The organism is Pseudomonas sp. GW821-FHT11G12, assembly GCF_058808055.1.
This window is the reverse complement of record NZ_JBXARH010000010.1, coordinates 261,119-273,133: the sequence shown is the minus strand read 5'-3', so window position 1 is coordinate 273,133 and position 12,015 is coordinate 261,119. Positions and strand designations below refer to the sequence as shown.

Here is a 12,015-nt window from a genome sequence, read left to right as displayed (position 1 = left end):
ACGTTTTTGCTGGGGTGGATGGCATGACCGACGAATGGAAAGCACCGGCCAAGGCAACTGCCGACGACGGTGACGCGAAAAGCTGGAAGCTGCTGGAAAAGACCCTGCTGGCCGGTGTGCAAGAGCAGCGTCGTTCCAGGCGTTGGGGGATCTTCTTCAAGCTGCTGACGTTTGTTTACCTGTTTGTTGCGCTGATCCTGTTCACGCCATTGATGGACATGGAAAAAAGCGCCACGCGCGGTCCGAACTACACCGCGCTGATCGACGTCACCGGCATGATTGCCGACAAAGAGCCGGCCAGTGCCGATAATATCGTCGGCAGTCTGCGGGCAGCGTTCGAGGACAAGAAGGTCAAGGGTGTGATCCTGCGCATCAACAGCCCTGGCGGCAGTCCGGTGCAGTCGGGTTATGTGTATGACGAGATCAAGCGCCTGCGTGGTCTGCATCCGGATACCAAGTTGTATGCGGTGATTTCCGATCTTGGTGCCTCCGGGGCCTATTACATCGCCAGCGCTGCGGATCAGATCTACGCCGACAAGGCGAGTCTGGTGGGCTCTATCGGTGTGACTGCGGCCGGTTATGGCTTTGTCGGCACCATGGAGAAGCTGGGCGTCGAGCGTCGCACCTACACCTCTGGCGAGCACAAGTCGTTCCTCGACCCGTTCCAGCCGCAGAAGCCGGAAGAGACGGCGTTCTGGCAAAGTGTGCTGGATACCACGCACAAGCAGTTCATCAACAGCGTGAAGCAGGGGCGTGGTGATCGCCTGAAAGACAAGGAGCATCCGGAGCTGTTCTCCGGGCTGGTCTGGTCTGGCGAGCAGGCGTTGCCGCTGGGGTTGATCGATGGTCTGGGCAATGCCAGTTCGGTGGCGCGTGACGTGATTGGCGAAAAGGAGCTGGTGGATTTCACCGTTCAGGAATCGCCGTTCGATCGTTTCTCGAAAAAGCTGGGCGCCAGTGTGGCCGAGCAGTTGGCAATGTGGATGGGTTTCCACGGGCCATCGTTGCGTTGATCGCTTGATGCATAAAAAAAACCGGCCTTCGTGGCCGGTTTTTTATGGGTCAGGGAATTTGTACGCCTTCCGCCAGCAGCATGTCGATCAGGCGAATCAGCGGCAGGCCGATCAGGCTGGTGGCGTCGGGGCCTTCGGTGGACTGGAACAGGCTCACGCCCAGTCCTTCGGCCTTGAAGCTGCCGGCGCAGTCGTAGGGTTGCTCAGCGTGCAGGTAGCGCTCGACGCGGGCCTGATCCAGTACGCGCATGTGCACGGTGAAAGGCACGCAGTCGACCTGGCAGTGGCCTGTCTGGCTGTTGAGCAGGGCCAGGCCGGTGAGGAAGGTCACGCTGGCGCCGCTGGCGGCCATCAGTTGTTCGCGGGCGTTTTCAAAGGTGTGTGGTTTGCCGATGATGCGTTCGCCGAGTACGGCAACCTGGTCGGAGCCGATGATCAAATGGGCAGGGTGGCTGTCGGCCAGTGCCCGGGCTTTCTGTTCGGCGAGGCGTTTGACCAGGTCGATTGCCGACTCGTCCGGGCGATGGCTTTCGTCGATATCCGGTGAGCTGCAGACGAACGGTAAGCGCAGGCGATTGAGCAATTCCCGACGATAGGTCGAGCTTGAAGCGAGTAATAAAGGCAGCATTCGCATCTCCAGAGGCAGGTGGCAGATTCTAGCGGAGCCGCGTAAGTGACGGACAGGGCGCAATTTCCTTTGACATGGGCGGGTGCATCCCTATAATGCTGCGCCTATGTTGAATGACCCGATTCCACCTCACGTTGACCCGCGCAAATTGGCTGACCGTGGCACCACCCTTCAAGGTGAACTGCTGCTGGCCGATTTGAAGAGACTCTGCGACCCGCTTTCCGACGATGTCGGTACGGTGCAGGCTAAATTCGTTTTTGAACGAGATGAACGTAAATCTGTGGTGATCCACAGTTTTATCGACACCGAAGTCAAAATGGTTTGCCAGCGTTGTCTTGAGCTGGTCACCCTGCCGATCCACAGCGAATGCAGTTACGCTGTAGTGAAGGAGGGTGCGAATACCCAGTCGTTACCGAAAGGTTATGACGTGCTGGAACTGGGCGAAGATCCATTGGATCTGCAGTCACTGATCGAGGAGGAGCTTCTGCTCGCCTTGCCCATTGTGCCTGCTCATCATCCGGAAGAATGCCAGCAGCCGGCGGGAGCAGATGAGCCCGAACCGAGCGAGGACGAGGTAACGCGGTCCAACCCGTTCAGTGTATTGGCGCAGTTAAAGCGTGACCCAAACGTTTAGGAGTTAATCAATTATGGCTGTTCAGCAGAACAAAAAATCCCGCTCTGCCCGTGACATGCGCCGTTCGCACGACGCTCTCGAGGCTAGCACCCTGTCTGTAGAAAAAACCACTGGTGAAGTTCACCTGCGTCACCACGTATCGCCAGAAGGCGTATACCGTGGCCGTAAAGTGATCGACAAGGGCGCTGACGAGTAATCACTTGTCCGCTCAAGTCATCGCGATTGACGCAATGGGCGGGGACTTCGGTCCCCGCAGCATTGTTCAGGCCAGCCTTGCTTGCCTTTCTGCTACACCCTCGCTGCACCTGACCCTCGTCGGTCAACCCTCCCTTCTTGAAGAATTGATCACCGGCCAATCGGCTGCCGATCGCGCGCGCCTGACGATTGTTCCGGCGTCCGAAGTCATCACCATGGACGAAAAACCTGCCCAGGCTCTGCGTGGCAAGCCGGACTCGTCGATGCGTGTCGCCCTCGAATTGCTGCGTGATGGCAAGGTTCAGGCCTGTGTCAGTGCCGGCAATACCGGTGCGCTGATGGCGCTGTCGCGATTTGTGCTCAAGACACTGCCGGGGATTGATCGTCCGGCCATGGTCGCGGCGATCCCTACGCAGAAGGGCTATTGCCAGTTGCTCGATCTGGGCGCCAACGTCGATTGCAGCGCCGAGCATCTGTTGCAGTTCGCTGTGATGGGGTCTGTGGCCGCGCAAACGCTGGGCATTGCCCGCCCGCGTGTCGCGTTGCTGAACATTGGCACCGAGGACATCAAGGGTAATCAGCAGGTCAAGCTGGCTGCGACGTTGTTGCAGGCGGCCCGGGGCATTAACTACATCGGTTTCATCGAAGGCGACGGCTTGTATCGCGGCGAGGCGGATGTGGTGGTTTGCGACGGTTTTGTCGGCAACATTCTGCTCAAGTCCAGCGAAGGCCTGGCGACGATGATCGCGGCGCGCATCGAGGCCTTGTTCAAGAAAAACCTCGCCTCCCGCGCTGTCGGCGCTCTGGCGCTGCCCTTGATGAAGCGTCTGCAGGCTGATCTGGCGCCTGCGCGGCATAACGGTGCAAGCTTCCTTGGCCTGCAGGGGATTGTGGTGAAAAGTCACGGTTCCGCCGGGGTTCAGGGGTTTCAGAGCGCCATTCAGCGGGCGTTGATCGAGATTCAGGAGAATCTTCCCGAGCGCCTGCACGGCCGTCTGGAGGATTTGTTGTCTTAGGCGTTTTCGTCGGACAATGCTTAAATGTGACCGCCCGGTTCAAAGGGCCATCCAACTGTCAGTTTCTTGCGTCCCTCTAGCGGGATGCCATTTTTCCGACGACAAGATCATTAGGGGCTTGTTACATGTCTGCTTCCCTCGCATTCGTCTTTCCAGGACAGGGTTCGCAGTCCCTCGGCATGCTGGCCGAGCTGGGCGCGCAACATCCGCTGATCCTCGAAACTTTCAAAGAAGCATCCGATGCTCTGGGCTACGACCTGTGGGCGCTGACCCAGCAGGGTCCGGAAGAGCTGCTCAATCAAACCGACAAAACCCAACCGGCCATTCTGACCGCTTCGATCGCCCTGTGGCGTCTGTGGCTGGCGGAAGGCGGTGCGCGCCCGGCGTTTGTTGCCGGTCACAGCCTGGGTGAGTACAGCGCGCTGGTCGCTGCGGGCAGCCTGAGCCTGGCGGACGCGGTGAAGCTCGTCGAGCGCCGTGGCCAGCTGATGCAGGAAGCCGTTCCGGCCGGGCAGGGCGGCATGGCTGCCATCCTCGGTCTGGAAGACGCCGACGTGCTGGCAGCCTGTGCCGAAGCGGCGCAAGGCGACGTGGTCAGCGCGGTGAACTTCAACTCCCCGGGCCAGGTGGTGATCGCCGGTGCCAAGGCTGCCGTCGAGCGCGCCATCGAAGGCTGCAAGGCCCGTGGCGCCAAGCGTGCCATGCCGCTGCCGGTCAGCGTGCCATCGCACTGCGAACTGATGCGTCCGGCTGCCGAGCGCTTTGCCGAATCCATCGCTGCCATCGACTGGCAGGCGCCGCAGATCCCTGTGGTGCAGAACGTCAGCGCTCAGGTGCCGGCGGATCTGGAAACCCTCAAACGTGATCTGCTGGAACAACTCTACAAGCCGGTTCGCTGGGTCGAGTCCGTACAGACTCTGGCAGCGAAAGGCGCGACCAATCTGGTCGAGTGCGGCCCTGGCAAAGTGCTTGCCGGTCTGAACAAACGTTGCGCCGAAGGCGTTTCGACTTCCAACCTCAATACCCCAGACGCTTTCGCTGCCGCTCGTGCAGCGATTGTCTGAATCAGGAGAAACTTGCATGAGTCTGCAAGGTAAAGTTGCACTGGTCACCGGCGCAAGCCGTGGTATCGGCCAGGCTATCGCACTGGAACTGGGTCGTCAGGGCGCCATCGTTGTTGGCACCGCGACTTCCGCTTCCGGCGCCGAGCGCATTGCTGCGACCCTGAAGGAAAACGGCATTCAGGGCGCAGGTTTCGAACTGAACGTCACCAGTGACGAATCGGTCACCAAGGTGCTTGCAAGCATCCAGGAGCAGTTCGGTGCTCCGGTCGCGATCCTGGTCAACAATGCCGGCATCACCCGCGATAACCTGATGATGCGCATGAAAGACGACGAGTGGTACGACGTGATCGATACCAACCTGAACAGTCTGTATCGCCTGTCCAAGGGCGTTCTGCGCGGCATGACCAAGGCGCGTTGGGGTCGAATTATCAGTATTGGCTCGGTGGTGGGTGCCATGGGCAACGCAGGCCAAGTAAACTATGCAGCCGCCAAGGCCGGTCTGGAAGGTTTCAGCCGTGCCATGGCGCGTGAAGTCGGTTCGCGTTCGATTACGGTCAACTCGGTGACCCCAGGGTTCATCGACACCGATATGACCCGCGAGCTGCCTGAAGCACAGCGTGAAGCCTTGCAGACGCAGATTCCGCTGGGCCGTCTGGGACAAGCTCAAGAGATCGCGTCCGTGGTCGCTTTTCTTGCATCCGACGGTGCGGCATACGTGACCGGGGCTACAATCCCGGTTAACGGCGGGATGTACATGTAATTCAAATGTGACGGATTGCTTCAAAAAAATGTCATACGAGCTGTCTAAAATCCGTTATAAAGCTGCAATCTATTTATAGGCAGAGGGTCGCAGGGTTTGAGGAGTGAAGCTTTCAGTTGAAAAGCTGAAAAGTCTTTCTATACACTTACCCACTGGCCAGCTGCCTGAATTTGTCCATTAGGAGTGAAAACAAGGTATGAGCACCATCGAAGAGCGCGTCAAGAAAATCGTTGCCGAGCAACTGGGTGTTAAAGAAGAAGAAGTGGTAAACACCGCTTCCTTCGTAGAAGACCTGGGTGCCGACTCCCTTGACACCGTTGAGCTGGTGATGGCTCTGGAAGAGGAATTCGAGACCGAAATCCCTGACGAAGAAGCTGAGAAGATCACTACTGTACAAGCTGCAATCGACTACGTTACTAGCCACCAGGCGTAATAGTTTGTAATCGTTGCTTGCTGTCATGGAAAAACCGCACTGCCATCATGGCGTGCGGTTTTTTCTTTAGGCCTGATGCAAAGTCGTCATTTGAAAAAGGAGAGTGCTGTGTCGCGTAGACGCGTCGTAGTCACCGGTATGGGTATGTTGTCGCCACTGGGCACGGATGTGCCGAGCAGTTGGCAGGGCATTCTGGCTGGCCGCAGTGGCATTGGTCTGATCGAACACACCGACCTTTCTGCCTATTCCACCCGCTTTGGCGGCTCGGTAAAGGGCTTCAATGTCGAGGAATACCTGTCGGTCAAGGAAGCGCGCAAGCTCGACCTGTTCATTCAGTACGGTCTGGCGGCCGGCTTTCAAGCCGTACGCAATGCTGGCCTGGAAGTCACCGATGCCAACCGTGAACGCATTGGCGTGGCCATGGGTTCGGGTATCGGCGGTCTGACCAACATCGAAGAAACCAGTCGCACCCTGCACGAAACCGGCCCGCGCCGGATTTCTCCGTTCTTTGTGCCTGGCTCGATCATCAATATGATTTCCGGTTTCCTGTCCATCCACCTGGGTGCACAGGGGCCTAACTACGCCATCGCCACAGCGTGTACCACCGGTACGCACTGCATCGGCATGGCGGCCCGCAACATCATGTACGACGAAGCCGACGTGATGATTGCCGGCGGTGCCGAGATGGCCGCGTGCGGTCTGGGCATGGGCGGCTTTGGCGCCTCCCGTGCACTGTCGACCCGCAACGACGAACCGACCCGTGCCAGCCGTCCGTGGGACAAGGGCCGTGATGGCTTCGTCCTGTCCGACGGCGCCGGCGCCCTGGTGCTCGAAGAACTCGAGCACGCCAAGGCCCGTGGCGCGACCATCTACGCCGAGCTGATCGGTTTCGGCACCAGTGGCGATGCGTTCCACATGACGTCGCCACCTGCCGATGGCGCCGGTGCTGCGCGTTGCATCACCAATGCGCTGCGTGACGCGAAGATCAACGTCGATCAAGTGCAATACATCAACGCTCACGGTACTTCGACGCCGGCCGGCGACCTCGCCGAAGCCAACGCGATCAAGTCGGTGTTCGGTGATCACGCCTACAAACTGGCGGTCAGCTCCACCAAGTCCATGACCGGCCACCTGTTGGGTGCTGCGGGCGCGGTTGAGGCGATCTTCAGCGTGCTGGCGATCAACAGCCAGGTGGCGCCGCCGACCATCAACCTCGATGAGCCGGATGAAGGCTGCGATCTCGACTTCGTGCCGCACACTGCGCGCAACATGGACATCGATGTCGTGTTGTCCAACTCGTTCGGGTTTGGCGGCACCAACGGCACGTTGGCGTTCCGTCGGTTCGCCGGCTGATGGACTGCTGGGTCGACGGTCAACCGGCTGACACTCTGTCGCTGAAAGATCGCGGCCTGGCTTACGGCGACGGTCTGTTCGAGACCATCGCCGTGCGTAACGGCCAGCCTTTGCTGCTGGAGCGTCACGTGGCGCGACTGGCCGAAGGCTGTTCACGCCTGGCCATCGCGGCCGACATCGAGCTGATCCGTAGCGAGCTGCAAGCCTATGCGGCGGCCATGGGCGAGGGTGTGCTCAAGCTCATCCTCACCCGTGGCGACGGTTTGCGCGGTTATGCGCCGGATCCTTCGGCGCCGGGCCGACGCATTCTGCAAGGCAATCCTCCTGCTGCTTATCCTGCCGTCCATGGCGAGCAAGGCGTTCGCCTGTTTCCGTGTACGACGCGTTTATCTGTCCAGCCCTTGCTGGCAGGTCTCAAGCACCTCAATCGTCTGGAACAAGTCCTCGCTCGCGCCGAATGGCAAGACAGCGAGCACGCCGAAGGCTTGATGCTCGACCAGGCGGGTCGTGTGATCGAGGGCGTGTTCAGCAACCTGTTTCTGGTGCGCGATGGCGTGCTGGTCACGGCGGATCTGAAACGCTGCGGGGTGGCCGGTGTGATGCGCGCCGAACTATTGTTTCAGGCAGCGTCATCGGGTATCCCCGTGCAAATCACCGATATCAGCCTTGATCAGCTGCAATGGGCTGATGAAGTCTTTGTCTGCAACAGCGTGTATGGCGTCTGGCCGGTACGCGCGTACGCTGCACTGAGCTGGCCGGTTGGGCCGCTCACCCGTAAACTGCAAACCATTGCCCGCACGCTACTGGATGCCTGATTCGTGAGACGTAAACTTTTGCTGCTGCTGGAAACCGGACTGGTTCTGGCAGGGCTGCTGCTGGGCGCCAGCGCCTGGAAGATTCATTCGGCACTGGAACAGCCTCTGAATATCACGCAGGAAGAACTGCTGGATGTGCCCAAGGGTTCCACGCCGACCCGCACCCTTCTCGGACTTGAAGCCGATGGCGTGATCAAGGACGCTTTCTGGCTACGCATATATTGGCGTTTCAATCTGACGGGCACCCCGATTCACACGGGCGAGTACCGCATGCAGCCGGGCATGACCGTCAAGGGTCTGATCGATCTGTGGAAGCGTGGCGAAGTGGTTCAGTACAGCCTGACCCTCGTCGAAGGCTGGAACTTCCATCAGGTGCGCGCCGCTTTGTCGAAAGACGAAAAGATCGAGCAGACCCTGACCGGTCTGAGCGACAGCGATGTGATGGCCAAAATCGGCCACAAGGGCTTGTTTCCCGAAGGTCGGTTCTTCCCTGATACCTACCGATTCGTGCGCGGGGTCTCCGATACCGAGCTGCTGAAAAAGGCGTTCGACCGCCTCGACGAAGTACTGGCCAAGGAATGGGAAAACCGCTCCACTGATGCCCCCTACACCGAGCCTTACCAGGCGCTGATCATGGCGTCACTGGTGGAGAAGGAAACCGGCGTTCCGCAGGAGCGTGGCCAGATTGCCGGCGTGTTCGTACGTCGCATGGCGCTGGGTATGCAGTTGCAGACCGACCCGACGGTGATCTACGGCCTGGGTGATCGCTACAACGGCAAGCTGACTCGTGCGCATCTCAAGGAAGCCACGCCGTACAACACTTATGTGATTCCGGGGCTGCCGCCGACGCCGATTGCGATGGTTGGCCGCGAGGCGATTCACGCCGCGTTGAACCCGGTGGAAGGCACCAGCCTCTACTTTGTAGCTCGTGGCGATGGCAGCCATGTGTTCTCCGACGACCTCGATGCGCACAACAGTGCGGTGCGTGAGTTCCAGCTCAAACGGCGCTCGGATTACCGTTCGAGCCCGGCGCCGGCTTCGACACCGGAAGCCGCTCCGACAACCGGGGAAGCCGCTCCTGCCGCATCACCCGACACTGCGCCAGAATCGTTGCCGCAGGTTCCTGCCCAGGAGCCCGCGCCGACTCCGGAAACCGAAGCGGCCGCACCGCAAACCGCGCAATGACTTTGATTAAGGACTGCCTGTGACTGGCTTGTTTATTACCCTGGAAGGCCCGGAAGGCGCCGGCAAGAGCACCAACCGCGAATACCTCGCCGAGCGCCTGCGCGCCGCCGGTATCGAAGTGGTGCTGACCCGCGAGCCCGGCGGTACGCCGCTGGCCGAGCGTATTCGTGAGGTGTTGCTGGCCCCGGTCGACGAAGTGATGAACCCGGACACCGAGCTGCTGCTGGTGTTCGCCGCCCGTGCCCAGCATCTGGCTGAAGTCATTCGCCCGGCGCTGGCCCGTGGTGCCGTCGTCTTGTGCGACCGGTTCACCGATTCGACTTACGCCTATCAGGGTGGCGGTCGTGGTTTGTCGCTGGAGCGTATCGCTGCACTGGAGACTTTCGTGCAGGGCGACCTGCGTCCCGACCTGACGCTGATTTTCGATCTGCCGGTGGAAATCGGTTTGGCCCGGGCCAGCGCCCGGGGTCGTCTGGATCGCTTCGAACTGGAAGGCCGGGCGTTTTTCGAGGCGGTGCGCAGTGCTTTCCTCAAGCGTGCCGAGGCCGATCCTACGCGTTACGTGCGGATCGACGCCGGTCAGCCGTTGGCCAAGGTTCAACAATCGCTGGATACCCTGATTCCGAACTTGCTGGAGCTGTGCCGTGGCTGAGGCCTATCCGTGGCAGGACAGTCTCTGGCAGCAACTGGCCGGTCGCACTCAGCACGCCCACGCGTATCTGCTGCACGGTCCCGCCGGGATCGGCAAGCGCGCGTTGGCCGAGCGGCTGATGGCCAGTCTGCTGTGCCAGCGTCCGACGCCTGAAGCCTGCGGCGAGTGCAAATCCTGCCTGCTGCTCAAGGCCGGCAGCCACCCGGACAATTACATCCTCGAACCGGAAGAAGCCGACAAGGCAATCAAGGTCGACCAGGTGCGTGATCTGGTCAGTTTCGTGGTGCAGACCGCGCAACTGGGCGGTCGCAAGGTGGTGCTGATCGAGCCGGTGGAGTCGATGAACATCAACGCCGCCAACGCCTTGCTCAAGAGCCTCGAGGAGCCGTCGGGCAATACGGTGTTGTTGCTGGTCAGTCACCAGCCGAGCCGTCTATTGCCGACCATCAAGAGCCGCTGCGTGCAACAGGCCTGTCCGCTGCCGAGCGAGGCCATGAGCCTGCAATGGCTGGCTCAGGCATTGCCGGAATGCTCCGAAGACGAACGGGTCGAGCTGTTGACCCTGGCCGCCGGCTCGCCGTTGGCCGCCGTCACGTTGCAGGGGCAGGGCGTGCGTGAACAGCGCGCGCAGGTTGTCGAAGGTGTGAAGAAGTTGCTCAAGCAGCAGCAATCGCCGACTCAACTGGCCGAAGAGTGGAAAAACATTCCGATGCTGCGCCTGTTCGACTGGTTCTGCGACTGGTCGAGCCTGATCTTGCGCTATCAATTGACCCAGGATGAAGCGGGCCTCGGCCTGACCGACATGCGCAAGGTCGTGCAGTACCTGGCGCAAAAAAGCGCCCAGCGTAAAGTCCTCGATATCCAGGACTGGATTCTCGCCCAGCGCCAGAAAGTCCTGAGCAAGGCCAACCTCAATGCCGCGTTGCTGCTGGAAGCGTTGTTGGTGCAATGGGCGAGTCTGCCTGGCCAAAGATAAGAATGTGTACCTAGACTCTGAACATCAGCAGTGGAGGTCAACATGAATGAACCCGTCAGCCCGGGGCCGCGCAACGGCATCTTGTCCCTGACCATCAAGGACAAGTCCGTCCTTTACGCCGCTTACATGCCGTTCATCAGGAACGGTGGCTTGTTCATCCCGACCAACAAGAGCTACAAGTTGGGCGACGAGGTGTTCATGTTGCTGAACCTGATGGATGAGGCGGAAAAGATACCGGTGGCCGGCAAAGTCGCCTGGATCACCCCCAAAGGCGCCCAGGGCAACCGCGCTGCCGGCGTCGGCGTGCAATTCAACGATGGCGACAACACCGCGCGCAGTCGCATCGAAACTCATCTGGCCGGAGCCCTGAAGTCCGACCGTCCCACTCATACGATGTAAGTTGCAGTCCTTTTTATGCTCGTAGATTCCCATTGTCACCTTGATCGCCTCGACCTCGCCGTTCACGACGGTTCCCTGGATGCCGCGCTGGATGCAGCCCGCCAGCGCGGCGTCGGGCATTTCCTGTGCATTGGCGTCAGCGCCGATAACGCCGCCGACGTCAAAGCCCTGGCTGAGCGTTACGACGACGTCGATTGTTCGGTCGGCGTGCATCCGCTGGATGTGCAGCCGGGCGCGGCGCCGGCGCTGGATTGGCTGCTGCATGAACTGAATCACCCGAAAGTGGTGGCGATCGGCGAAACCGGTCTGGACTACCACTACGAGCCGGAAGCCGCCGAATTGCAGCAGGAGTCTTTCCGTCTGCACCTGCAAGCCGCACAGCAGACCGGCAAACCGGTGATCATCCACACCCGTGGCGCCCGCGCCGACACGCTTGAATTGTTGCGCGAAGCTGCGCTGCCCCAGGCCGGTGTGCTGCATTGCTTCACCGAAGACTGGGACATGGCCAAGGCGGCGCTGGACATGGGTTATTACATTTCCCTGTCGGGCATCGTCACCTTCCGCAATGCCGATGCGCTGCGCGATGTGGCAAGCAAGGTCCCGGCGGATCGCCTGCTGGTGGAAACCGATTCGCCGTACCTGGCGCCGATCCCTTATCGCGGCAAGCCGAACCTGCCGCAATACGTGCGGGAAGTGGCAGAGTTTCTGGCGATGCTGCGGGGCGAGAACTATGAGCGCTTTGCCGAGCAGACCACGGAGAACTTCAAGCGACTGTTTCCGCTGGCGCACGTAAAAGCCTGAATCGCAGGCAAAAAAAACCCGGGTTCTGGGGGGTGAATCCGGGTTAAGACCATTAGGAGTAAAACAAAGGCACGCGGTCCTTTGGTACCTT

Annotated in this window: 15 protein-coding genes; 14 read left to right on the top strand and 1 reads right to left on the bottom strand. The window is 60.1% G+C overall.

The genetic code is table 11. The features are described from left to right. The first annotated feature begins 23 nt into the window (after positions 1–23). Positions 24–1,013: a signal peptide peptidase SppA gene (gene sppA, locus AC1RR7_RS26035; protein ID WP_102622535.1), complete on the top strand. Its 990-nt coding sequence runs from the start codon at positions 24–26 to the stop codon at positions 1,011–1,013. A gap of 49 nt (positions 1,014–1,062) precedes the next feature. On the opposite strand, the gene AC1RR7_RS26030 is transcribed toward sppA, so the two are convergent. Beyond that, positions 1,063–1,641: a Maf family protein gene (locus AC1RR7_RS26030; RefSeq protein ID WP_493073062.1), complete on the bottom strand. Its 579-nt coding sequence runs from the start codon at positions 1,639–1,641 to the stop codon at positions 1,063–1,065. 106 nt (positions 1,642–1,747) lie between these two features. Here AC1RR7_RS26030 and AC1RR7_RS26025 point away from each other — a divergent pair, with 106 nt between their 5' ends. From AC1RR7_RS26025 to AC1RR7_RS25965, 13 genes are all read left to right on the top strand, one after another. Next, positions 1,748–2,275, top strand: a complete 528-nt coding sequence (locus AC1RR7_RS26025) for a YceD family protein (protein ID WP_003204262.1) — start codon at positions 1,748–1,750, stop codon at positions 2,273–2,275. A gap of 13 nt (positions 2,276–2,288) precedes the next feature. Further along, positions 2,289–2,471 carry a 50S ribosomal protein L32 gene (rpmF, locus tag AC1RR7_RS26020; protein ID WP_003179396.1) on the top strand — a complete coding sequence of 61 codons (183 nt, stop codon included), beginning with the start codon at positions 2,289–2,291 and terminating at the stop codon, positions 2,469–2,471. A 4-nt stretch (positions 2,472–2,475) separates the two neighbouring features. Continuing rightward, complete coding sequence (gene plsX / locus AC1RR7_RS26015; RefSeq protein ID WP_074688106.1) at positions 2,476–3,486, top strand: phosphate acyltransferase PlsX; 1,011 nt, start codon at positions 2,476–2,478, stop codon at positions 3,484–3,486. A gap of 125 nt (positions 3,487–3,611) precedes the next feature. Next, positions 3,612–4,550 carry an ACP S-malonyltransferase gene (gene fabD, locus AC1RR7_RS26010; protein WP_096820958.1) on the top strand — a complete coding sequence of 313 codons (939 nt, stop codon included), beginning with the start codon at positions 3,612–3,614 and terminating at the stop codon, positions 4,548–4,550. A gap of 16 nt (positions 4,551–4,566) precedes the next feature. Then, positions 4,567–5,310 carry a 3-oxoacyl-ACP reductase FabG gene (gene fabG / locus AC1RR7_RS26005; RefSeq protein WP_007950790.1) on the top strand — a complete coding sequence of 248 codons (744 nt, stop codon included), beginning with the start codon at positions 4,567–4,569 and terminating at the stop codon, positions 5,308–5,310. Between the two features lie 196 nt (positions 5,311–5,506). Further along, a complete protein-coding gene (gene acpP / locus AC1RR7_RS26000; protein ID WP_003175607.1) occupies positions 5,507–5,743 on the top strand; it encodes an acyl carrier protein in 237 nt (78 codons plus the stop codon). A 108-nt stretch (positions 5,744–5,851) separates the two neighbouring features. After that, positions 5,852–7,096 (top strand): beta-ketoacyl-ACP synthase II, encoded by a 1,245-nt coding sequence (gene fabF, locus AC1RR7_RS25995; RefSeq protein WP_007908259.1) that lies wholly within the window; start codon positions 5,852–5,854, stop codon positions 7,094–7,096. Next, positions 7,096–7,911 carry an aminodeoxychorismate lyase gene (pabC, locus tag AC1RR7_RS25990; protein ID WP_493158705.1) on the top strand — a complete coding sequence of 272 codons (816 nt, stop codon included), beginning with the start codon at positions 7,096–7,098 and terminating at the stop codon, positions 7,909–7,911. Before fabF ends, pabC begins: the two co-directional genes overlap by 1 nt. 3 nt (positions 7,912–7,914) lie before the next feature. Further along, positions 7,915–9,096, top strand: coding sequence for an endolytic transglycosylase MltG (gene mltG, locus AC1RR7_RS25985; RefSeq protein WP_493158704.1), 1,182 nt, complete (start codon positions 7,915–7,917; stop codon positions 9,094–9,096). Between the two features lie 19 nt (positions 9,097–9,115). Further along, positions 9,116–9,748: a dTMP kinase gene (gene tmk / locus AC1RR7_RS25980; RefSeq protein ID WP_493158703.1), complete on the top strand. Its 633-nt coding sequence runs from the start codon at positions 9,116–9,118 to the stop codon at positions 9,746–9,748. After that, complete coding sequence (locus AC1RR7_RS25975; protein ID WP_096820963.1) at positions 9,741–10,724, top strand: DNA polymerase III subunit delta'; 984 nt, start codon at positions 9,741–9,743, stop codon at positions 10,722–10,724. The genes tmk and AC1RR7_RS25975 overlap by 8 nt, the downstream gene beginning before the upstream one ends. A gap of 42 nt (positions 10,725–10,766) precedes the next feature. Further along, positions 10,767–11,123 (top strand): PilZ domain-containing protein, encoded by a 357-nt coding sequence (locus tag AC1RR7_RS25970; RefSeq protein WP_085704734.1) that lies wholly within the window; start codon positions 10,767–10,769, stop codon positions 11,121–11,123. 15 nt (positions 11,124–11,138) lie between these two features. After that, entirely contained in the window at positions 11,139–11,924 is a 786-nt protein-coding gene (locus AC1RR7_RS25965; RefSeq protein ID WP_085730469.1) for a TatD family hydrolase, read from the top strand. The last annotated feature ends 91 nt before the right edge of the window (positions 11,925–12,015 follow it).